Origin of the sequence: Methyloceanibacter sp., from assembly GCF_050728395.1 — a bacterium.
GTDB lineage: Bacteria > Pseudomonadota > Alphaproteobacteria > Rhizobiales > Methyloligellaceae > Methyloceanibacter.
Map to the genome: position 1 here is coordinate 1 of NZ_JBOHJB010000018.1, position 21136 is coordinate 21136.

Consider the following 21136-nt stretch of genomic DNA (forward strand, 5'->3'; position numbering starts at 1 on the left):
GCCCAATAGCGGCGGTCGCCGTCATTGCTCGGACCGCCGCGCGGCGGGCCGAGAGGCGTGTGTCGGACCATTTCTTGGGTGTCGCTAGCGCCGCCTGCCGACATGTGGTAAGGGCAACCAAATGCCGTGGAGCCTCGCCTTGGGCGTCGCACATCCGCGGGGAAATTTCCACCGGCAGGGTGGAAAGCGCTTTCAGTTCCGAGGAGTGATGGCAATGGCGGCAAGTGACGCAAGGCGTGCCGAGGCGCGCGATTCCGGTTTCTTCACCAGGCATTTGCAGGATGCCGACCCCGAAGTGTGGGGCGCGGTCGAGAACGAGCTGCACCGCCAGCAGAACGAGATCGAGCTGATCGCCTCTGAGAACATCGTCTCGCAGGCCGTGCTCGACGCCGCCGGCACGCTCCTCACCAACAAATATGCCGAAGGCTATCCGGGCAAGCGTTATTACGGCGGCTGCCAATGTGTCGACGTGGTCGAGCAGCTCGCCATCGACCGCGCCAAGCGGCTGTTCAACTGCGCCTTCGCCAATGTGCAGCCCCATTCGGGCTCGCAAGCGAACCAGTCGGTGATGCTGGCGCTGATCAAGCCCGGCGACACCGTGCTCGGCATGTCGCTTGCGCATGGCGGGCATCTCACCCATGGCGCCCCGCCGAATCTTTCAGGCAAATGGTTCAAAGCCGTGCAATATGGCGTGCGCCAGGACGACAACCGCATCGACTATGACGAGGTCGAGCGTCTGGCCAAGGAGCACAAGCCTGCGCTGATCATCGCCGGCGGCTCGGCCTATCCGCGCATCATCGACTTCCCGCTCTTCCGCGCCATCGCCGACAGTGTCGGCGCCTATCTCATGGTCGACATGGCGCATTTCGCTGGGCTGGTCGCCGCCGGGCTCCATCCGAGCCCGCTGCCGCACGCCCATGTGGTCACCACCACGACGCACAAGACGTTGCGCGGTCCGCGCGCCGGCATGGTGCTGTCGAACGACGAGGAGATCGGCAAGAAGATCAACTCCGCGGTGTTCCCCGGCCTCCAGGGCGGCCCCTTGATGCACATCATCGCCGCCAAGGCCGTCGCCTTCAAAGAGGCGTTGTCGCCCGGCTACAAGCTTTACATCCAATCCGTCATCGACAACGCCAAGGCTCTCGGCGAGACCCTGGTGAAAGGCGGCGTGTCGCTGGTCTCCGGCGGCACCGACACCCATCTGATGTTGGTCGATCTCAGGCCCAAGAAGCTCACCGGCAAGGCTGCCGAAGTGGCGCTCGGCCGCGCCAACATCACCTGCAACAAGAACGGCGTGCCGTTCGATCCGGAGAAGCCTGCGGTAACCTCTGGCATCCGCTTGGGCTCGCCCGCCGGCACCACGCGCGGCTTCGGCATCGCCGAGTTCCAGTCGGTCGGCAACATGATCATCGAAGTGCTCGACGGGCTTGTTGCCAATGGCGACGAGGGCAATGCCGCGGTGGAGGCAGGCGTGAAGAAGCACGCCGTCGAGCTTTGCGAGCGCTTCCCCATCTACCGGTAAAGAGTCGTGAGGGTGGAACAAAGAAGGGCGGTTGCCCATGCGGTGCCCCTATTGCGGCAGCACCAACACGCAGGTGAAGGACTCGCGGCCTAGCGAGGATCACACCACCATCAGGCGCCGCCGCGTGTGCGCCGATTGCGGCGGCCGCTTCACCACCTTCGAGCGGGTGCAGCTCCGCGAGCTGACCGTGGTCAAGCGGAGCGGCCGGCGCATGCCCTTCGACCGCGACAAGCTGATGCGCTCGGTGCAGATCGCCTTGCGCAAGCGCCCCGTTGATCCTGAGCGGGTCGAGCGCATGGTGAGCGGCATCGTGCGGCGCCTGGAGAATATGGGCGAGAACGACATTCAGTCGCAGACCATCGGCCGGCTGGTGATGGAGGCCTTGAAAGCGCTCGACGATGTCGCCTATGTGCGCTTTGCCTCGGTGTACAAGAACTTCCGCGAGGCCAAGGACTTCGAGGCCTTGCTCGGCGAGCTTGCCGGCGAGGAGACCGCCGAAGAAACTGCTTCCGCCGACGATTAGCGGCGCAACATTCAACGGCACATGAGCGACAACGACGAGTCCCATATGGCGCAGGCGCTCGCGCTTGCCAGGCGCGGTCTTGGCACCACCTGGCCGAACCCATCGGTCGGCTGCGTGGTGGTTGGCGCCTCCGGCGAGATCGTCGGCCGCGGGGTCACGGCGCCGGGCGGACGCCCCCATGCCGAGGCGGTCGCCTTGGACCGCGCCGGGCGCTCCGCTGCCGACGCAACCCTCTACGTCACGCTCGAGCCTTGCGCCCATGAGGGCAGGGGAGCGGCCTGCGCCGACGCCATTGCCGCCGCTGCCCCGGCCCGTGTCGTGGTCGCCATGGGCGACCCAGATCCGCGCACTGCCGGCGACGGGATCGCGCGCATCCGGGCTGCAGGCATCGAGGTGACGGAAGGCGTGCTCCACGATGAGGCCTACGAGGTGACGCTCGGCCACGTGCTTAGGATCACCGAAGGGCGCCCAGCGGTCACCTTGAAGCTTGCCGTCGGCAGCGACGGCCTCGTGCCGCGCGGCGAGGGAGGCGCGCCGACCTGGATCACCGCAGATCTCGCCCGCGCCCACGCCCATCTCTTGCGCGCCCGCACCGACGCCATTTTGGTTGGCCGCGGCACTGTGGTCGCCGACAATCCGAGCCTCACCTGCCGGCTCCCAGGCATGGAATGCCGCTCCCCGGTGCGGGTGATCCTCGACCGCCGCCTGCGCACGCCGACCGACGCCCGCCTGTTCGAGGACGAGATGGTGCCGGTGTGGTTCATCTGCGCGCGCGACGAGATGGAGCCCAATGCCGCCGCGCTGCAAGAGCTTGGCGCCGAAGTCATTCCGGTGGAGATCGATGCCCACGGTCTTCCAGCCATCAGGGAGGCCCTGGACCAGCTTGCCAGGCGCGGCATCACCCGCCTCCTCGTCGAAGGCGGCCCCTCGGTCGCGCACGTCTTCCTCGACGGCGGCCTTGTCGATGAGGCCGTCATTTACCAAGGTTCATCGCCTGCCGGCAGCGAAGGGCTGTTACCCTTTGTCAGCGAAGGGCTTGATCGGCTCACTGAGAGCGGTCATTTCACGCTGACCCAGGAACGGACCTTCGGGCCAGACCGCATGACCTGGTGGCAGAGACATAAGAGATGTTCACCGGCATTGTCAGCGACATAGGCACGGTTGCCGCCCGCGACCGCACCAAGCTCAAGATCGCCAGCCACTACGACCCTGCCAGCGTAGCTTTGGGCGCGTCGATCGCCTGCGACGGCTGCTGCCTTACCGTGACCCGCATCAAGGAAGGCGCCGACGGAGGCGCCATGTTCGAGGTCGATGTCAGCAATGAAACCGCCGCCCGCACCACGCTCGGCAGTTGGAAACAAGGGACCCGCATCAATCTCGAGCGCTCGCTCTCCTTCGGCTCTGAGCTTGGCGGCCATCTGATGACCGGTCACATCGACGGAGTGGCCCGCGTGAAGGAAATGACTGAGGATGATGACAGCGTCAGGTTCGTGTTCGACGCTCCCGCCGAATTCGCCCCGTTTATCGCGGCCAAAGGCTCGGTGGCGCTCAACGGCGTGTCGCTAACGGTAAACGAGGTAGACGGCACGCGCTTCGGCGTGAACATTATCCCCTACACCTTGGCCCACACCACGTGGGGAGACCGCAAGCCCGGCGATCTGATAAACCTTGAGGTGGATTTGCTCGCGCGCTACGTCGAGCGCATCGCGGCAGGCCGCTTGGCGGCAAGCCGCGCCATGTCGGAACAGGATCGGTAACCAGTGAATATTGTGAGCCACACGCGCTATCACCCGGCGCTCTCCCCCATCGAGGAGGTGATCGAGGACGCCCGCAACGGGCGCATGTTCATTCTCGTCGATGCCGAGGAGCGCGAGAACGAAGGCGACCTCGTCATTCCGGCTCAGATGGCAACGCCCGACGCCATCAACTTCATGACCAAGCATGGCCGCGGGCTTGTCTGCCTCTCGCTCAACGCCGATCGTGCCAAGCAGCTGCATCTTGAGCTGATGTCGCGCTCCAACCGCTCGCGCCACTCCACCGCCTTCACCGTATCGATCGAGGCGCGCGAGGGCGTCAGCACCGGCATTTCCGCCCACGACCGCGCCCACACCATTTCCGTCGCCATAGACCCCACCAAGGACTTCCGGGACATCGTGACGCCGGGCCACGTTTTTCCGCTGGTGGCCAAGGATGGCGGCGTGCTCGTGCGCGCCGGCCACACCGAGGCTGCCGTGGACATCGCGCGGCTCGCCGGCCTCTATCCCGCCGGCGTGATCTGCGAGATCATGAACGATGACGGCACCATGGCGCGGCTGCCCGACCTCATTGCCTTCGCCCAGCGTCACGGCATCAAGATCGCCACCATCGCCGACCTGATCGCCTACCGGCTGCGTTACGATCATCTGGTCAAGGTCGTGGCCGAGACCACCATCGACAGCGCCCATGGCGGGCGCTTCGACCTCAAGGTCTATGCCACCACCGTCGATCCCGCCGAGCACGTGGCGCTGGTGAAAGGCGATGTGCGAAATGGCGGGCCAGTGCTGGCCCGCGTGCATGCCACCAACACGCTCGACGATATCTTGGGCGCCGGCGGCCATCGCGAGACCCTGGTGCACAAGGCGATGGATATTATCGGCCGCGAGGGCCGCGGCGTGATCGTGCTGATCCGCGAAAGCAGGCCTGACGCGATTTCCTCCCGCCTCGTGCGCGAAGACAAGCCCGAGCAGAGCGGCCAGCAGCGGCTCATCGAATATGGCATCGGCGCCCAGATCCTGCTCGATCTCGGCGTGCGCGAGATGGTGCTGTTGAGCAATTCCCCGGGGCGCAAGATCGTCGGCCTCGAGGGCTACGGGCTCAAGGTCGTCGGCCATCGGAGCCTTGCGTCATGAGCCGCAAATCTCCGCGCTCGGTGCTGATCATCGAGTCCCGATTTTACGAGGACATCGCCGATGAGCTCGCCCGCGGCGCGGTGGAGGAGCTTGAAGGCCGCCGCATCGAATATGAGCGGATCGCCGTGCCGGGGTCGCTTGAGATCCCACTTGCGCTCAGCCTCGCGCTTGCCACCGGCTTCGTCGGCCGTGCCGGGCGCCATCGCGGCTGCGTCGCGCTCGGCTGCGTCATCCGCGGCGAGACCGCCCATTACGACATCGTGGCGCGAGAATCCGCCGCAGGATTGCATGCGCTCGCGGTCGAGCATGCCGTGCCGCTCGGCAACGGCATCCTCACCTGCGACAGCCGCGCGCAGGCCCTGGCCAGAGCGAGCATCACCGGGCGCAACAAGGGCGGCGACGCCGCCCGCGCCTGTCTCGCGCTGATGCAGATCGAGCAAAATTTCTCATCGGCGAGCCGGCGCTGATGAGCGGAGAGGCCCAGAAAAAACCGCCGCGAAACGCTCAGGCGCGGACCGCGGCGCGGCTCGCCGCCGTGCAGGCGCTCTACCAGATGGACATGACCGCCATCGACCTCAATCGTGTCATCGCCGAGTTCGAGGCGCACCGGCTCGGCCAAGAGGTCGAAGGCTGCCAATATCCGCACGCCGAGGCGCAATTCTTCCGCGACATCGTCGAGGGCGTGGTGCACGAGCAACGCCGCATCGACCCGCTCGTCGATCGTCACCTCGCCGAAGGCTGGCGGCTCAACCGCGTCGATTCCATCCTGCGCGCCATCCTGCGCGCCGGCGCCTACGAGATGCTGATGCGCAAGGACGTGCCGTCGCGCGTCGTCATCACCGAATATGTCGATCTCGCCCACGCCTTCTTCGAGGGCGAAGAGCCGAAGGTGGTCAACGGCATTCTCGACAAGCTCGGCCACGAGGAGCGGCCTGACGAATTCGCGCGCCAAGGCACCGGCGGTGGCTGACGAGGACGGCAGGCACGGCGCCGAGGGCGAGTTCGACATCATCGCCCGCTATTTCGCGCCCCTCGCCACCAACCCTGCGGCCCTCGGCCTGCTCGACGACGCTGCGGTGCTGTCGATCCCCGAGGGGCAGGAACTGGTCGCCACCTGCGACACCATCATTGCCGGCGTGCACTTCCTCCCCAACGATCCTCCCGACACCGTCGGCTACAAGGCGCTCGCCACGAGCCTCTCCGATCTCGCCGCCAAGGGCGCGCGGCCGCATGTCTACCTCTTGAGCGTGGCCTTGCCCGGCCTTCCGGCGCAAGCCTGGCTTGAGGCCTTCGTCATGGGCCTCCAGGCCGCACAAGAGAGTTCCGGCATCGACCTCGTTGGCGGCGACACGTGCGCCACGCTCGGGCCGCTCACGGTCACGGTGACCGCGATTGGCGTGCTGCCGCAGGGCGAGGCAGTGTTGCGCCGGGGCGCAATGAGCGGCGACCGTCTCTATGTCAGCGGCACCATCGGCGATGCAGCCCTCGGGCTGAGACTGTTGCGGGCGCCATCGCTTGAGGCGGAATGGGGTCTTTCGCGAGATGAGGGGGCTTTCCTGGTCGATCGCTACCGCTGCCCCTCGGCGCGGACGGCGCTTGCCTTGCCTCTGCGGCAATGCGCCCGTGCGGCAATCGACGTCTCCGACGGGCTCGTCGGCGATACGGCCAAGCTCTGCCAGGCCTCCGGCGTGAGCGCCACCATCGAAGCCGCTCGCGTGCCGCTCTCGCCCGCCGCCGGCAAAGCGGTTGCCAAAACGCCTGAGCTTCTCGCCGAGCTGATCGCGGCCGGCGACGATTATGAGATTGTTGCCGCCATGGAAGCCTCGCATGCAAGCGGCTTCGAGAAGGAAGCCAACGACCACGGCGTCTCGATCACCGCCATCGGTGAGATCGGCGCCGGCAGCGGGGTCACGGTCGTGGATGGGGAGGGCCGCGAGATCAAGCTCCCCCGCGCCGGCTTTGAGCATTTCGCGTAATCCATGAAACAGCCGCCACGGCTGGGTTTTTGCCGGCCACCCACGTCTATTCCCTTATTGCCAAGGACTTAGGCATAGGTTGCGTCGCCGCCCCAACCCTGGCATTTTCCGGCCCGAGTCCACGCCCGGGGGCGAGATGGGCAGCGTGACCTTACTGGTGCCGCACGCCTTTCCCCCACTTCCTGCCATTTCAACCAAACGACCGGGGACAATTCCGTTATGACCATAGTGCTTTATCTGATCATCGCGTGCGGCGTTCTCTCCATCGTTTACGGCGTCGTCACTACGCGTGCCGTGCTCGCCTCAGACGCGGGCTCCGCGCGCATGCAGGAAATCGCCGCAGCGATCCAGGAAGGTGCTGCGGCCTATCTCGCCCGCCAATACACGACGATCGCCATTGTCGGCGTGGTCATCTTCCTTGTGCTCGCCTATCTGCTCGGGCTGCCTCAGGCAATCGGCTTTGCCATCGGCGCCGTGCTCTCCGGCGCCGCCGGCTATATCGGCATGAACGTCTCGGTGCGCGCCAATGTGCGGACCGCGCAGGCCGCCACCAAGAGCCTCGCCGACGGACTGAGCATCGCCTTTCGCGCCGGCGCTATCACCGGCCTGTTGGTCGCGGGCCTGGCGCTGCTCGGTGTCTCGGTCTATTTCCTGATCCTCACCCATTTCATGCAGCTCAAGCCCGGTTCGCGCGAAGTGGTCGACGCGCTGGTGTCGCTCGGCTTCGGCGCCTCGCTGATTTCCATCTTCGCCCGTCTCGGCGGCGGCATCTTCACCAAGGGCGCCGATGTCGGCGGCGACCTGGTCGGCAAGGTCGAAGCCGGCATCCCCGAGGACGATCCGCGCAACCCTGCGACCATTGCCGACAACGTCGGCGACAATGTCGGCGACTGCGCCGGCATGGCCGCCGATTTGTTCGAGACTTATGTGGTGACCGTGGTCGCCACCATGGTGCTCGCCTCGATCTATTTCGCCGGCGGCGACCGCGTCATGCCGATGATGGTCTACCCGCTCGCCATCGGCGCGCTCTGCGTCATCACCTCGATCGTCGGCACCTATTTCGTGCGGCTCGGCAAGAGCCAGTCGATCATGGGCGCGCTTTATAAGGGCGTGCTCGCGACCGGCGTTCTTTCCCTCATCCTGCTCTGGCCGCTCACGTCTTGGCTCGTCGGCCTCGACACGGTGATGACCGTTCGCGATCTCACCTTCACCGGCTGGTCGCTGTTTCTCTGCGGGGCGGTCGGCTTGACCATCACGGCGCTGATCGTGGTTATCACCGAATATTACACCGGCACCAACTATCGTCCGGTGCAGTCCATCGCCAAGGCCTCGGTCACCGGTCACGGCACCAACGTCATCCAAGGCCTCGCCGTGTCGATGGAAGCGACCGCGCTTCCGGCGCTCGTGATCATGGCCGGCATCATCATCACCTATAGTCTTGCTGGGCTGTTCGGCATCGCCATCGCCGTCACCACCATGCTCGCGCTCGCCGGCATGATCGTGGCGCTCGATGCCTTCGGCCCGGTCACCGACAATGCCGGCGGTATCGCCGAGATGTCCGGCATGCCGAAAGAGATCCGCAAGACCACCGACGCGCTCGATGCCGTCGGCAACACCACCAAGGCGGTGACCAAGGGCTATGCCATCGGCTCGGCTGGCTTGGGCGCGCTCGTGCTGTTTGCGGCCTATACCGAAGACCTCAAATTTTTCGCCGCCAACCCCGACAAGTTCCCCTATTTCCAGGGCGTCGATCCCACTTTTACCCTGTCAAATCCGTATGTTGTGGTGGGGCTCTTCCTCGGCGGACTGCTGCCCTATCTGTTCGGCGGCATCGCCATGACGGCAGTGGGACGCGCGGCGAGCTCGATTGTCGAGGAGGTGCGCCGGCAGTTCAAGGAGAAGCCCGGTATCATGAAAGGCACCGAGCGGCCGGACTATAAGCGCGCGGTCGATCTCCTGACCCGCGCCGCCATCAAGGAGATGATCGTGCCGTCGATGCTGCCGGTGCTCTCGCCGATCGTGTTCTACTTCGTGGTCAACGCCATCGCCGGCAAGAGCGCTGCCTTCTCGGCGCTCGGCGCCATGCTGCTCGGCGTGATCGTCACCGGCCTGTTCGTCGCCATCTCCATGACTGCCGGCGGCGGCGCTTGGGACAACGCCAAGAAGTACATCGAGGACGGCCATTATGGCGGCAAGGGCTCTGAGGCGCACAAGGCCGCGGTGACCGGCGATACCGTCGGCGATCCCTACAAGGACACCGCCGGTCCCGCCGTCAACCCGATGATCAAGATCACCAACATCGTGGCGCTGTTGCTGCTCGCGGTGCTGGCGCACTGAGAGCAAGCGTTGCGAGGCTTAGGGGCCTCCGCCTGGGATGCTTCCCGGTACGCCGCCCTGGCTTTGATTCTTGAACATCTTGCGTTGCGAGATGTTGCCGAAGATCTGCTCGAGCACGTTCAAGTCCTTGCCGCGCGCCGGCGTCTCGTCCTTGGCGTATCTGATCACGATACCGTCCCTGAGCCCGTATTGGGCGACGTTGTCCACCGTGGCTTGCCGATTGAAGTAGACGGCGACGACTTTGCGGTCGATTTCCCAGGGCTTGAGGAACGCATAGGATTTCTGCGTGGTGGAGATATAGTAGTAGGCCTCGCCGCCGACCGTGCTCGTGGTGTCGGGGGAGCCAAGCGTGGTCATCACTTGGTCCTTCGACATGCCGGGCTGAACCTGGGCGAGGTCGACGTCCATGAACACGTGGCCATGCCGGTCGATCTGGGCGCCGCAGCCGGCGAGCGCGGCGGCAAGAAGGGCTGCCACAAGGCAGGCACCGAGAGGCCGTTTCGACCATATGCTGATCGGCTCGTCCTTATGCACCGCGACCTGACCCTCGATGAACCCCGTGCAAACGCAAGCGGCAAGACAGCGCCAACACACTGAGAAGTGCCCCCTGACTTGACCCCTCTCGACCGCCTGATGCGCTGGCGCTCCGAGGCGAGCACCACCGAAAAACTCTATGGCGCGATTGTGGCGCAGGCGCGGCTCCCTGTTTTCTATCGGAGTTTTGGCATTCCGGACACGCTTCAGGGGCGTTTCACCCTGCTTGCCCTGCACCTTTTTGCCGTCCTGCACCGCCTGAAGGATGAAGGCGAAACGGGGAGGACGCTCGCCCAAAAGCTCGTGGACCGCTTCAGCCAAGATATGGAGACCGTACTCCGCGAGCTTGGGGTCAGCGACCTGCGCGTGCCCAAGGCGATGCGGCGCGTTGCGGCTGCAAGCAAGGGCCTCTTTCAGGACTACGAGACCGCCCTTGCAGCGGGCGAAGCGTCCCTCGCGCGCGCCATCGCCGCTTCCCTGCCCGGCGAGACGGAAAGCGAGGAGCTTAGCAGCGGGCGCCTCGCATCCTATCTATTGGCTTCAATCGAAGCGCTCGCCCGCCAGGACATTGCGTCTTTGCGGGCGGGCGGCCCCGATTTTGCAGAAGCAAGCGTGAGACCATGAGGAAGATGCCGAAGGCCGTGGAACTGGGGCCGGAGATCGTCCCTCCGCCACTTTCAAGGACGCTCCGCGTCGATGAGCTGAAAGAGGGAGAAGGGTGGACGATCGAGGTCTATCGGGAAGAACGGGAGACGATCGCAGCACTTCTCGATCTCGCCGCGCTCGACCGCCTGAGCTTCGCCTTTAGCCTGCACCGGCGCGGGCAGGGTCGCCTTGCCTTGCGCGGCAACCTCTCAGCGGCCGTGACCCAGACCTGCGTCGTCTCGCTCGAACCGGTTGAGAGCGCGCTCGATGTCCCGGTTGAGGCCGAATTCTGGCCCGCTCCCATGATCGACGACCTCGCCTCCAGCCCCGACGAGGCGGCAAGCCACGGCATGCTCGATTGGCCCGAGCCGATCGAGGGCGGCAAGATCGACCTTGGCCCCGTGATCTACGAGACGCTTGCGACCGCGCTCGATCCCTACCCGAAGCGCGAAGGCGCTAGCCTTGAGTGGTCCGAGGCCGGCGGCGACGCCCTGCCTGAGCAGGCCGAGAGCCCCTTTGCCGCCCTCAAGCGACTGAAATAGCGGCAATTGGCGGCATTTCGCCTCGTCAAATTCAGGTTGTCACTCGGTTCCTTTTGAGTATGTTCGGGTCCACTTCAGGGGGCTCATCCGGCCGCTTGGGCTCGGATCGGCAACATCTTTCCTTTCGGCACGGCACCGTCGTATGGCTGCTCCAGTCACCATAGCGCTCGACGCCATGGGCGGCGACCATGGACCAAGCGTGATCGTCGCGGGCGCGTCGATCTCTCTTGTCCGTCACCCTGACACGCGCTTCCTGCTCGTCGGCGACGCGCGCCGCATCGAGGCTGAGCTCAACCATCACCAGGCGCTCGCCGCCAAGGCGGAAATTCTGCACACCGACGTGGCCGTCGCCATGGATGCCAAGCCGAGCCAGGCGCTGCGCAAAGGGCGCAGGCATTCGAGCATGTGGCTCAGCCTCGAGGCGGTGCGCGAAGGGCGCGCCGACGCCGCGGTGTCAGCCGGCAACACCGGCGCGCTGATGGCCATGGCCAAGTTCTGCTTGAAGACGATTCCTGGCGTCGACCGCCCGGCGATCGCCGTCCAGTGGCCCACGGTCGAGAGCGAATGCATCGTGCTCGATGTCGGCGCCAATGTCGGCGCCGATGCCCGCCAGCTCGTGGAGTTCGCGCTGATGGGCGCGGCCATGGCCAGGGCCCTGTTCGGCATGGAGCGGCCGTCCGTCGGCCTCCTCAACATCGGCGTTGAGGAGGTCAAGGGGCTTGACGAGATCAAGGCCGCCTATGCCGCGCTGAAAGACACGCCGCTCCCCATCGAATTCCGCGGCTTTGTCGAAGCCGACGAGATCGGCCATGGCGCCGCCGACGTGGTGGTGACCGATGGCTTTACCGGCAACATCGCCTTGAAGACCGCGGAGGGAACCGCTAAGCAGATCGGCGAATATTTTCGTGCTGCCATGAGGCGGTCGCTTCTCGCGCGGCTCGGCGCCGTTTTGGCGCAGGGCGCCTTTCGCGCGCTGAAGGAGAAGATGGACCCTCGCCAGTTGAACGGCGGCATTTTCCTCGGCCTGAACGGCATTGTGGTGAAGAGCCATGGCGGCACCGACGCCACCGGCTTCGCCTCCGCCGTCGATACGGCCTATGACATGGCGTCGAGCGGTGTGGTGAGGCGGCTGGGCACCGACGTTGCCCGCTTCCATGCCGAGCTTGAGCTTGATGGTGCGGCGTGAGGCCTCGGGAGTAGCTGCCGGTGAGCGTGTTGCGGACCGTCGTCAAGGGATGCGGTGGATACCTGCCCAAGCGGGTGTTGACCAATGAGGACCTCGCCAAGGTGGTCGACACCACCGACGAGTGGATCGCTACGCGCACCGGGATCAAGGAGCGGCGCATCGCGGCCAAGGGCGAACTCACCTCCACCATGGGGACGGCGGCAGCGCGCGCGGCTCTCGATGACGCCGGCATGGACCCTCAGGACATCGACCTGATCGTTCTTGCCACCTCCACCCCGGATCAGACCTTCCCAGCGACCGCCGTCACCATCCAGGCCGATCTCGGCATCACCCATGGGGCCGCCTTCGATGTGCAGGCCGTCTGCTCGGGCTTCGTCTTTGCCCTCACCACCGCCGATAACTACCTGAAGAGCGGCGAGTTCCGCCGGGCACTGGTGATCGGCTCCGAAGCCTTTTCCCGCATTCTCGACTGGGACGACCGCGGCACTTGCGTCCTGTTCGGCGACGGCGCCGGCGCGATCGTGGTGGAAGCCGAGATGCAGAACGGCTCGACCACCGACCGGGGGGTGCTCGCGTCCTGCCTGCGCTCGGACGGCCGCTATCGCGACAAGCTTTACGTCGACGGGGGGCCGTCTTCCACCGGCACCGTCGGCTATGTCCGCATGGATGGGCCCGAGGTCTTCCGCCACGCCGTCACCAAAATCAGCGAAGTGATCGACGCGACCCTCAAGAAGGCCGGCTACGCGGCCTCGGACATCGATTGGTTCGTGCCCCATCAGGCGAATAAGCGCATCCTGGACGGGGCGGCACGCAAACTCGGGCTTGACCCTGAGCGGATCGTCATCACCGTGGACAAGCACGCCAATACGAGCGCCGCCTCCATCCCCCTGGCGCTTGATGCCGCCTGCCGCGACGGGCGCATCAAAAAGGGCGATCTCGTGCTGATGGAGGCCATGGGAGGCGGATTTACCTGGGGGGCGGTCTTGGTCCGCTGGTGAATTCAGCGGAAAACTGCCGCGCGGAGGCCACACCTCCCTCGAAAATGATGCAATATCAGGAATTTGATTGCTGTAGCGATTGACCGCGTTGCGAATGCTCGTTTAGCATCTTGGTTTGTCCCGCGACCCTGGGGGAGCAGTCTTACGATGAGCGGGAAGACATTGACCCGAGCCGACCTCGCCGAGGCGGTGTTTCAGAAGGTTGGGTTGCCTCGGAACGAGTCCGCCGAGATCGTGGAGCTTGTGCTGCGCGAGATCGTGTCGAGCCTCGAGCGCGGGAAGACCGTCAAGCTGTCCTCATTCGGCTCCTTCGGCATTCGTGACAAGGGGCAGCGGATCGGACGCAACCCAAAGACGGGCCAGGAAGTTCCTATTACGCCTCGGCGTGTTCTCGTGTTCCGGGCGAGCAATATCATGAAACAGCGTATCAATGACGCGCTGTCCCGGAGAAAGGCGGCCGAATAGGCGCGACGATATTTAGAGGCTGCTTGCGAGTTAAGGCGGGGAGTTTGAGCGGTGGACAAATCACCCGAGGCCTTTCGTACCATTAGTGAAGTTGCCGATGAGCTGAAAGTCCCGAAGCACGTGCTTCGCTTCTGGGAAGCGAAATTCGCCCAGCTCAAGCCGATGAAGCGTGGCGGTGGACGCCGCTATTACCGGCCCGAGGATGTGGCTCTGCTTCGCGGCATTCGATTCCTTCTTTACGACGACGGTTACACCATCAGGGGCGTGCAGAAGATCCTGCGCGAGCAGGGGCCGCGTTTCGTCATGGACCAGCGGCCTCATGTCGAGGAGGAGAAGAAGCCGACCGTCGAGCGTGAAATTCCCGACGTGGCCGCCGAAGCCGCCCACAACCGGGGCTTCCGCAAGCCGCCTGGCCTTGCCGAGCAGCCCCAGGAGGTTGACGCTGGAGGTCTCGGCTCGGTGCTCAAAGAGCTCGAGGATTGCTACCGGATCCTGGTCGGCGCCAAAGGCTGATCCAGAGGCCTTCCGCCGCGCGGGAAGGACTAGCGGGGGGTCTCGCTGGCGGGAAGTGATTTGATCCAGTCATGAATGGCCGCAACCTCCTCCTTGGTGGGCATGTGATCGCAATCGAAATCCACGGAACAGTCGAGAGGCTCTTCCCCAGAGAGGATGCGCTGAAAGAGCAGCGAGGCCAGCGGATCCCCAGGCGAAATCAAATGCGGATCGCGCGCTATCTCATCAAGACGCAGAACGTCGCCAAATTCTCCATAAGGTGAGGACCTTGTCAGTCTTCCGATCTGGTGACAGCGCGCGCAATTGACGTCTAGCGCATTGAAAGCGGCAAGGGCCACCGAGTCCGCCGGCGGGACGATGCGGCCGGTATTGCCTTGGAGGCTCGCGCGCTCCTGAGGCGACGGACTCATTGGCTCCGTGGGACTGTCAATCGGACTTACCGCCGGTTGCTCGGCAGCCTCGAGTGGACCTGCGCTCAGCTTTTGAACCAACTCGCTTGCTCCGATGGCCCTATACCAATCCGGCGTCTCTGCTCCGTTCGTGACCTTACTAACCTTGTCGCGCACCTCAAGCATGACAGCATCCAAATCGGGCCATTTGCTTTCGACGGCCTCAGCAAACGCATGGGCGAATGGACTCATGTCCTCCTGTTCACCGGCTATCTGATCGAGCACATTCTGCCCGGGTCCCGCGGAGAACAACGCAAACTTTACCTTCGGAAGGGCCGCAAGTGATCGGTCGATAGCGGGCACCACCCCTTGGTCAAGGGCCGTGCCGTCGATGACTAAAATGATCTGATTGGCGACCCGAGAGAGCTGTTGTGCAATCGCGGTTATGGGTACCAGCCGCTTCTTTGCCATCTTCATCGATGAGGCATCGATGTCAGTTGGCGCAATATACGGAACTCCGTCGACCGTCACGCCTTCTCCCGCGTAGTAAAATAGGAGCACATCCGGTTCACAAACACTGATCGGGAGTTTGAGCAACTGATCGCGAGTAAGATCAAATTCGATTTGTCGAGCCCATCCGAGCTTCTTAAAGGCGCTCGCGACCGCTTCAACATCCCTCTTAGGATTTTGGAGATCGGAAATCCCGTCCTTATAGTTTTGGTTCGCTACCAAGATGGCTGCATTCCCGGTTACCAGACAGATTCTGGCTTCAGTGGTGAATGATGTCAGGATGACGCCAAAGCCAGCCAAGAGGAAAAGTGCCAGTTGCCGCATCACCGTTGTGGACATTACCGTCTCCATAACAAGAAGCTTGGTCGATCCTAGTCGCACGAATAAAGCTAGCGCAACTTGAGCGGCTGCCGATCGGGCAATCTGGAAGGCAGCCTATCAGAGGGCTCGCGCAATCGGCTTGCTGAATTCCTGATCGTCACTCGGTCGGGCCATTCATGCTCTGATGGCCCTCGACATCCCAGAACGGCAGACGCGCATCGCGGCGCCGGCGGCAAACGGGCGGCAATTCCTGATTTGTGCTTGCCCCGTCTTCGCCAAACTGGTTGATTTCCAGCGTCGGAGCGTAGCGCAGCTCGGTTAGCGCACCGGTCTGGGGGACCGGGGGTCGGGAGTTCAAATCTCCCCGCTCCGACCATTTCTCCCAAACAATTGCTTTCTCCCGAGGCGTGGCGGACTTGCCGATGCCTGCGTCGAGTCATGCGGCAGACATGAGCGGGCCACATGCTGATGTCCGGAGAGGGGGTCTCGATCGGACATTGAAACACGCCCCGTCAATCTCGCTGAAGCGCCACTAGCCGACATTCGACTCCGTAACTCCTGAAGTTCGCGGCGGATCTTGCCCCGTACAGTCGGTCATGAAACCATCGTTGTGATCCTGAGGCTTCCGAAGGCGCAGGTCCGATGAAGGTGCTCGCGTTCGCCCCACAATACTTGCCGATTGTCGGTGGCATCGAGATTCTCGTCGACACGCTCTCCCAGCAGTTCCGAGAACGGTCAATAGAGACCGTAGTCGTGACCGACCGTCCCGGAGACCTCCCCGAGCGCGAGGTCATCAACGGCATTCCGGTCCATCGGCTACACTTCTCACGTGCGATTGAAGCTCGAGAGTCGTCGGGCCTGCTTCGATCGATGCATCGGCTAAGTCACATCTTTGAGATAGAGGCCGCCGATCTTCTTCACGTCCACGCGGCCACGCAAACCGGCGCCTGGTTCATAAACCGCCTCCTGAAGAAGCTGTCGACCCGGCCGCCGCTCATTGTAACGCAGCATAATCCTTTGGAGCCGGATCGAACTCCTAGCGTCGTGCGCGAACTTCTTCTTGAAGCCGACGCGGTAACAGCGGTGTCTTGTGCGGTCCTGGAATCAACCATCCGCTTCGCGCCCCGGACTGGCTTTTCGACCGTGATTTTGAACGGCATCGAGCCGGCTCACGCTCCGGCCGGCGCGCAGGAAGATACGCCGCCCTTCCATCGCTTGGTCTGCGTCGGGCGCCTTCATCACGACAAGGGCTTTGACATTGCCATTGCGGCGCTCGCAAGTCTGCGCGCCCGCGGCATTGAAGCCGATCTGACCATCGTCGGAGGAGGACAGGCTCGTCGTGATCTTGAGCAGACTGCCGCAACCTGCGGCGTTGCAGACCACGTTCATTTCCGAGACATGCAAAGCCATGCCAAGACCCGCGACGAGATCGGCCAGAGTTCGTTGGTCCTGATACCCTCACGCATGCTGGAAGGACTGCCGCTTGTTGCTCTCGAAGCTGCGCATGCGGGAATTCCTTGCGTCGCGACCGACAGGGGGGGCCTGCCCGAAGCAGTTGAAAATGGGGTGACCGGCCTGCTCGTGCCACCCGACGACGTGGGCGCGCTCGCCTCTGCCGTCATGCAGCTCTTGGGTGACGGCGATCTGCGTCGAAGATTTGGCCACAACGCCAGACGCCTGGCTCAGAAGAAATTCAGCCTGGACGAGTGTGTGGGGCGCTATATGATGCTTTACCGCGCGTGCCGCGAGGGCAATCCCGCAAACTTCGGGTTCTAGCGAATGCGATTTTTGGTCGATACGCAGAACATTTCCCACGAGCGGCTAAACGACGAGGTCATCATCATAAACTTGGCCAGCGCCGCCTATTATTCCGGCTCGGGCACCGCCTCCGATCTCTGGACCTTGATCTGCCAAGGCGCTTCGACCGAGGAAGCGACGAAGCTTCTGGCCTCGACCTACAAATATGACGAGAGCGCGGTGTCGCGCGACATCGAAGCCTGTGTCGCATCCCTGGTAAAGGCCGGTATCGTGCTGACCCACGATATGCCGTCCGCGACCGAGACGGCGCTGTCCTTGCCGGCAGTCGATCGGGGCGATTGGACGGCACCCCATTTCGATGAATATCTGGATATGTGGGACCTGCTCCGGTTCGATCCTGTTCACGACGTCGGCGAAGCTGGATGGCCGGTAGCCACGCCGCACAAAGCATAATCGAGACCGAAGCGTTCGCCGCGGCTGTAGCGCGACGGGCGTCTTACGTTTTGGCCAAGGTCGGATCGCGCTGCGAAGTTTTCAGTATCGGCGACCTGCGCTTTCAGCTCGTCGGGCCTAGCGAAGACAGAGGTCGTTGGCTCGGTCGCGCTTTTCCGAGAACGGCGCCGGGACGAGGCGATCGGGGCCCTTCCACCTCGTTGCATCAGCTATTGGTTTGGGACGGGACCGGTGAAGATGAGCTCCCGCCAAATCCGCCGTGGGGACCGGCCGACCAAACGCAATTCGGACTTATCGGCGGTTTCTCCGATCATCGGATACGGTGCGCGTTCGACACCGGTACGAACTCTCTCAGCGTTTACAACTTTGCCGACGATGTCTCGTACACTTGGTTTCCCAGCATCGCAGCGCTTTCCACCTGGGTCACGGCGATTCCCTTTCGCACCGTCCTGTCTTGGCAGTGCAATCTACATGAGATGCAGCTGGTCCACGGCGCGGCCGTCGCCCTGGGGGGCAAAGCCGCCTTGCTCGCAGGCCAGGGCGGAGCCGGTAAGACCACGACTGTTCTTGCCAGCGCGCTGGCCGGCCTCGGCTACATTGGCGACGACTACTGTGCAGTCGAGCCCGGTAAAGCCACGATCCACATGGTCTATAGGACGGCAAAGATCTGGCGCCCGACGCTTGACTTTCTGCCCGCTCTCGAACCGCTGATCGTGAATCCGCATGAACTTCCCGACAAGAAGGGAATCATGTTCTTCGAAGATAATGACCTGACGTTGGTGCACTCCGCTGAACTCGCGGCCATCCTCTTGCCGCGGTTTGGCACCGAGCGCGGGACGAGGACCCTTCCCGGAACGCATGCCGAGGCCATCCGAGCAATCTTGCCAAGCACGATTTTGGGATTGCTGGGCGGAACATCCGCTACGCCACGGCTTATCATGCAGCTCGTGCGGAGCGTTCCAGTTTTTCATCTCGAACTCGGTACCGACCTTGATGCCGTGCCAGATGCAATCGCCCGGCTGCTGGAGACGGTCTAGCAATGCCCGAGCAACCTCTTGTCTCCGTGATTGTTTGCGTTCGCGACGGCGAGAGATTTCTCGACGAGGCTTTGGACAGCATCGCGGCGCAAGAGTTCACGGATCTTGAGACGATTGTCATCGACGATGGGTCAACCGATGATTCCGCCCACAGCGCCCGCAAGCATTCTTTCTCGCCCGTTGTCGTCTCGCAACCGGCGCTTGGTATTGGCGCCGCGATAAATCACGGTATCCGGCTTGCGCGCGGACGATATCTTGCGTTCCTCGATTGCGACGATGTCTGGCCCAGCGACCGTCTCATTGCAATGATTCAAGCCATTGAGCGTGATCTCGGCACCGACTACGTGTTCGGAAGTGTCGTCAACACCGATGAGCGGCTCAATCCTATCAACACACCACAACCCGCCAGGCTTCTCGGTTCGCTCCTCATCAAGCGCGCCTCGGTTGACCGCATCGGTGCGTTCCGAACCGACGTGGCGCATGCCGGAATTGTCGACTGGATGAGCCGGGCCGAAGCGCTGGGTCTGCGCTTCGAGATCCTGGACAGGCTCGTGCTGCTTCGCCGAATCCACGGCAGCAACCTTGGCAGCCGTGACCGACCGAATGCACGCCGCGATCTGCTGCGCGTCATTCGGGACCACCATCGGCGAACGCGCTCATGACGGCGCTTCCTATTTCCCAGCGCGAGGAGCTGCTGCTCAAGGCTGCCCTCCATCGAGATCCTGTACTCGCCGCGGCAAGTTGGAAGGCGTGGACGGCACAGATTGCGCTTGAGGACGCGCCGCGTCCGGAGTTGCGCCTGCTCACGGCAGTTCACGGGAATCTCACGCGTATCGCGCCGGAGCTTTGCCTGCCGCCGAAGCTCCGCGGAAAGGCCAAGGCCAACTTTACCAGAACGAATTTGTTGGCGCGGGCAACGCTCCCCGCTCTCGAGGAGCTTGGCCGGCATTCACCTGTCATGCTCACCAAGGGCATGGCGATCTGCATCAGGTTCGGCGCCTGGTCTTCGCGGTCTCTGTTCGACGTCGACTTCCACGTTCCGGCGGACGCTCTGGACAAGGCCTATCAGGTGCTCGTCGAAGCCGGCTGGACGCCCGCATTTGGCCTGACACGATTGTCGCTCCTGCATCGAAGCCGCATGCGCCGGGACAGCTGGAACTTTTACAAGGACCGGGCCGAGCTAGATCTCCATTGGCGGCTTGGCGGAACACCCTCCGAGGATTGGCTTGCCAAGGAAATGTGGGCGACGGGGGAGCAGGTCGAGTTCAATGGGCGGAAGCTATTGTTGCAAAGTCCCGAATTCGCTTTGCTCTCGTCGATACATCACGGTTTTGTCGGAACTCATGCCGATGCGCTGCAAACCGTCGTGGACGCCGCGGCGCTACTGCCACTCTGTGGGAAGGAGAGGCTACTTCTCTTGCTGAGAAGGGCGGATCTGCTCGAAGCGTTCGACGATCTTCTCTCGGTTTTCGCAAAAGCTGGTCTCTCCGACATTGTGCCGGCCGAGATGAGGGGTCCGGCGCGGGCAACAGTGTCGTCAGCCGTTAGCCCTCGCATCCGGTCACATCCACAGACGGCGCTGCTTGACCGTCCCGCTCTCTATTGGCTTTGGCGGTCGCTAGGCCGCAACGCGAAGCTTGAACGGTGGCTGATCAGACTGGCCGGGCCGCTATCGAAGCCGTTGACCGGACCCGCGCCGCGCCAGGAGGAATTCGATCTCAGCGACTGTTCGGTCGTCGATCAGCTCGCCGGACCTGGCTGGGGAGAGCCTGACCGGGACAGCTTCTGGACCGATGGTGGCGCCGATGCGAGATTGCTGATCCCGCTTAGTCACTCGGGCGACCACCTGCTTGTCCTAAGCATGGCGGAGCAGTTCCTTGTGAGCCAGCATGCCCACATCCATGTTTTTGCCAACGGTACATTTCTTGCGGCGATTGACCTTAAGGGACGGATCGCGGCTTTCGCGTATTGCGTGCTGATCCCGAGCCGCGCTTTGTTCGGTCGGTGGGTGGAGATTTCGTTGCGGCCGAAGAGTTACCCCGGCGATGCGAAACCACCTCCGGGCGACTATGCCCTAACGCGGGGAGTTCCGGTAAGCAGGCTGCGGCTGCTCGATGTAAAGCGCATGACCGGCATGTTCAGCGCCGAGAACAAACCGGAGCTTCAGATCAAGGTGTTACGGGGCGAAGAGCCGGAAGTCGGCAAATTCGCTCGCATCAAACAGAAGATTGACAACTCGCCCCATCGGCAAGCGAGCGGCATACCGATAGACTTCGATCCTGTGCTCTACGTCTTGTCGTACCCTGATCTCTTCGAGCACGAGGTCGATCCCTACGAACATTTCCTAACCTACGGTCGGAAAGAACGCCGGGGCTGGCGGTAGCGGTCAGAACGGCTCGCAATCAGACATTGAACCGGGCTGCGTGAATGTCGCCGAAATGCCACAACGAGACTCCTCATGGCGAGGCCAATCCACTATCCCTAAGAGAAATGTGGCGCTCTTGAAGGGGCCGGTTAGGGCCGCGAAAACCGGCGCCCA

22 protein-coding genes and 1 tRNA gene are annotated in these 21136 nt (G+C 63.4%); 21 read left to right on the forward strand and 2 right to left on the reverse strand.

Annotated features, from left to right (window positions below):
• Positions 1-214 precede the first annotated feature (214 nt).
• From glyA to ACREC7_RS05025, 9 genes are all read left to right on the forward strand, one after another.
• Positions 215-1522: a serine hydroxymethyltransferase gene (gene glyA, locus ACREC7_RS04985; RefSeq protein WP_431554592.1), complete on the forward strand. Its 1308-nt coding sequence runs from the start codon at positions 215-217 to the stop codon at positions 1520-1522.
• 37 nt (positions 1523-1559) lie between these two features.
• On the forward strand, positions 1560-2045 hold the full coding sequence (nrdR, locus tag ACREC7_RS04990) for a transcriptional regulator NrdR (RefSeq protein ID WP_431554593.1): 486 nt from the start codon (positions 1560-1562) through the stop codon (positions 2043-2045).
• 21 nt (positions 2046-2066) lie between these two features.
• A complete protein-coding gene (ribD, locus tag ACREC7_RS04995) occupies positions 2067-3200 on the forward strand; it encodes a bifunctional diaminohydroxyphosphoribosylaminopyrimidine deaminase/5-amino-6-(5-phosphoribosylamino)uracil reductase RibD (protein WP_431554594.1) in 1134 nt (377 codons plus the stop codon).
• Positions 3173-3802, forward strand: a complete 630-nt coding sequence (locus tag ACREC7_RS05000; RefSeq protein WP_431554595.1) for a riboflavin synthase — start codon at positions 3173-3175, stop codon at positions 3800-3802. Before ribD ends, ACREC7_RS05000 begins: the two co-directional genes overlap by 28 nt.
• A gap of 84 nt (positions 3803-3886) precedes the next feature.
• On the forward strand, positions 3887-4933 hold the full coding sequence (ribB, locus tag ACREC7_RS05005) for a 3,4-dihydroxy-2-butanone-4-phosphate synthase (RefSeq protein ID WP_431554630.1): 1047 nt from the start codon (positions 3887-3889) through the stop codon (positions 4931-4933).
• Positions 4930-5400 carry a 6,7-dimethyl-8-ribityllumazine synthase gene (gene ribH / locus ACREC7_RS05010; RefSeq protein WP_431554596.1) on the forward strand — a complete coding sequence of 157 codons (471 nt, stop codon included), beginning with the start codon at positions 4930-4932 and terminating at the stop codon, positions 5398-5400. Before ribB ends, ribH begins: the two co-directional genes overlap by 4 nt.
• Positions 5400-5903: a transcription antitermination factor NusB gene (gene nusB, locus ACREC7_RS05015; RefSeq protein ID WP_431554597.1), complete on the forward strand. Its 504-nt coding sequence runs from the start codon at positions 5400-5402 to the stop codon at positions 5901-5903. Before ribH ends, nusB begins: the two co-directional genes overlap by 1 nt.
• Complete coding sequence (thiL, locus tag ACREC7_RS05020; protein ID WP_431554598.1) at positions 5896-6909, forward strand: thiamine-phosphate kinase; 1014 nt, start codon at positions 5896-5898, stop codon at positions 6907-6909. The genes nusB and thiL overlap by 8 nt, the downstream gene beginning before the upstream one ends.
• A 219-nt stretch (positions 6910-7128) precedes the next feature.
• Positions 7129-9246 (forward strand): sodium-translocating pyrophosphatase, encoded by a 2118-nt coding sequence (locus tag ACREC7_RS05025; RefSeq protein ID WP_431554599.1) that lies wholly within the window; start codon positions 7129-7131, stop codon positions 9244-9246.
• Between the two features lie 18 nt (positions 9247-9264).
• Here the strand turns inward: ACREC7_RS05025 and ACREC7_RS05030 are convergent, their stop codons facing one another.
• Complete coding sequence (locus tag ACREC7_RS05030; RefSeq protein ID WP_431554600.1) at positions 9265-9840, reverse strand: outer membrane protein assembly factor BamE; 576 nt, start codon at positions 9838-9840, stop codon at positions 9265-9267.
• An 18-nt stretch (positions 9841-9858) separates the two neighbouring features.
• Between ACREC7_RS05030 and ACREC7_RS05035 the strand changes: the two genes are divergently transcribed.
• The 6 genes from ACREC7_RS05035 to ACREC7_RS05060 all read left to right on the forward strand — a co-directional run bounded on the left by ACREC7_RS05035 (position 9859) and on the right by ACREC7_RS05060 (position 14129).
• Positions 9859-10404, forward strand: a complete 546-nt coding sequence (locus ACREC7_RS05035) for a ubiquinol-cytochrome C chaperone family protein (RefSeq protein WP_431554601.1) — start codon at positions 9859-9861, stop codon at positions 10402-10404.
• A complete protein-coding gene (locus tag ACREC7_RS05040; RefSeq protein ID WP_431554602.1) occupies positions 10401-10967 on the forward strand; it encodes a YceD family protein in 567 nt (188 codons plus the stop codon). Before ACREC7_RS05035 ends, ACREC7_RS05040 begins: the two co-directional genes overlap by 4 nt.
• A 142-nt stretch (positions 10968-11109) precedes the next feature.
• Positions 11110-12153: a phosphate acyltransferase PlsX gene (plsX, locus tag ACREC7_RS05045; RefSeq protein ID WP_431554603.1), complete on the forward strand. Its 1044-nt coding sequence runs from the start codon at positions 11110-11112 to the stop codon at positions 12151-12153.
• Between the two features lie 20 nt (positions 12154-12173).
• Positions 12174-13151, forward strand: a complete 978-nt coding sequence (locus ACREC7_RS05050; protein ID WP_431554604.1) for a beta-ketoacyl-ACP synthase III — start codon at positions 12174-12176, stop codon at positions 13149-13151.
• A gap of 147 nt (positions 13152-13298) precedes the next feature.
• Positions 13299-13616 carry an integration host factor subunit alpha gene (locus ACREC7_RS05055; protein ID WP_431554605.1) on the forward strand — a complete coding sequence of 106 codons (318 nt, stop codon included), beginning with the start codon at positions 13299-13301 and terminating at the stop codon, positions 13614-13616.
• A gap of 51 nt (positions 13617-13667) precedes the next feature.
• On the forward strand, positions 13668-14129 hold the full coding sequence (locus tag ACREC7_RS05060; protein WP_431554606.1) for a MerR family transcriptional regulator: 462 nt from the start codon (positions 13668-13670) through the stop codon (positions 14127-14129).
• Between the two features lie 29 nt (positions 14130-14158).
• Here the strand turns inward: ACREC7_RS05060 and ACREC7_RS05065 are convergent, their stop codons facing one another.
• A complete protein-coding gene (locus ACREC7_RS05065; protein ID WP_431554607.1) occupies positions 14159-15367 on the reverse strand; it encodes a caspase family protein in 1209 nt (402 codons plus the stop codon).
• Between the two features lie 280 nt (positions 15368-15647).
• Between ACREC7_RS05065 and ACREC7_RS05070 the strand changes: the two genes are divergently transcribed.
• The 6 genes from ACREC7_RS05070 to ACREC7_RS05095 all read left to right on the forward strand — a co-directional run bounded on the left by ACREC7_RS05070 (position 15648) and on the right by ACREC7_RS05095 (position 20980).
• Positions 15648-15725, forward strand: a tRNA-Pro gene (locus ACREC7_RS05070).
• 266 nt (positions 15726-15991) lie between these two features.
• Entirely contained in the window at positions 15992-17125 is a 1134-nt protein-coding gene (locus tag ACREC7_RS05075; protein WP_431554608.1) for a glycosyltransferase family 4 protein, read from the forward strand.
• 3 nt (positions 17126-17128) lie between these two features.
• Positions 17129-17560, forward strand: a complete 432-nt coding sequence (locus ACREC7_RS05080; RefSeq protein ID WP_431554609.1) for a PqqD family protein — start codon at positions 17129-17131, stop codon at positions 17558-17560.
• Between the two features lie 200 nt (positions 17561-17760).
• Complete coding sequence (locus tag ACREC7_RS05085; protein WP_431554610.1) at positions 17761-18597, forward strand: hypothetical protein; 837 nt, start codon at positions 17761-17763, stop codon at positions 18595-18597.
• A gap of 2 nt (positions 18598-18599) precedes the next feature.
• The gene (locus tag ACREC7_RS05090; RefSeq protein WP_431554611.1) at positions 18600-19259 is read left to right on the forward strand and encodes a glycosyltransferase family 2 protein; all 660 of its coding nucleotides are present in this window, start codon (positions 18600-18602) and stop codon (positions 19257-19259) included.
• Positions 19256-20980, forward strand: a complete 1725-nt coding sequence (locus tag ACREC7_RS05095) for a nucleotidyltransferase family protein (protein WP_431554612.1) — start codon at positions 19256-19258, stop codon at positions 20978-20980. Before ACREC7_RS05090 ends, ACREC7_RS05095 begins: the two co-directional genes overlap by 4 nt.
• The last annotated feature ends 156 nt before the right edge of the window (positions 20981-21136 follow it).

Bases quoted from the DNA above. Each gene is read 5' to 3' on its own strand.
- glyA (WP_431554592.1), top strand. From the start codon at position 215: ATGGCGGCAAGTGACGCAAGGCGTGCCGAGGCGCGCGATTCCGGTTTC.
- ACREC7_RS05075 (WP_431554608.1), top strand. From the start codon at position 15,992: ATGAAGGTGCTCGCGTTCGCCCCACAATACTTGCCGATTGTCGGTGGC.
- ACREC7_RS05040 (WP_431554602.1), top strand. From the start codon at position 10,401: ATGAGGAAGATGCCGAAGGCCGTGGAACTGGGGCCGGAGATCGTCCCT.
- ACREC7_RS05080 (WP_431554609.1), top strand. From the start codon at position 17,129: ATGCGATTTTTGGTCGATACGCAGAACATTTCCCACGAGCGGCTAAAC.
- ribB (WP_431554630.1), top strand. From the start codon at position 3,887: ATGTTCATTCTCGTCGATGCCGAGGAGCGCGAGAACGAAGGCGACCTC.
- ACREC7_RS05090 (WP_431554611.1), top strand. From the start codon at position 18,600: ATGCCCGAGCAACCTCTTGTCTCCGTGATTGTTTGCGTTCGCGACGGC.
- ACREC7_RS05000 (WP_431554595.1), top strand. From the start codon at position 3,173: ATGTTCACCGGCATTGTCAGCGACATAGGCACGGTTGCCGCCCGCGAC.
- ACREC7_RS05055 (WP_431554605.1), top strand. From the start codon at position 13,299: ATGAGCGGGAAGACATTGACCCGAGCCGACCTCGCCGAGGCGGTGTTT.
- ribD (WP_431554594.1), top strand. From the start codon at position 2,067: ATGAGCGACAACGACGAGTCCCATATGGCGCAGGCGCTCGCGCTTGCC.
- ribH (WP_431554596.1), top strand. From the start codon at position 4,930: ATGAGCCGCAAATCTCCGCGCTCGGTGCTGATCATCGAGTCCCGATTT.
- ACREC7_RS05025 (WP_431554599.1), top strand. From the start codon at position 7,129: ATGACCATAGTGCTTTATCTGATCATCGCGTGCGGCGTTCTCTCCATC.
- plsX (WP_431554603.1), top strand. From the start codon at position 11,110: ATGGCTGCTCCAGTCACCATAGCGCTCGACGCCATGGGCGGCGACCAT.
- nrdR (WP_431554593.1), top strand. From the start codon at position 1,560: ATGCGGTGCCCCTATTGCGGCAGCACCAACACGCAGGTGAAGGACTCG.
- ACREC7_RS05095 (WP_431554612.1), top strand. From the start codon at position 19,256: ATGACGGCGCTTCCTATTTCCCAGCGCGAGGAGCTGCTGCTCAAGGCT.
- nusB (WP_431554597.1), top strand. From the start codon at position 5,400: ATGAGCGGAGAGGCCCAGAAAAAACCGCCGCGAAACGCTCAGGCGCGG.
- ACREC7_RS05065 (WP_431554607.1), bottom strand. From the start codon at position 15,367: ATGTCCACAACGGTGATGCGGCAACTGGCACTTTTCCTCTTGGCTGGC.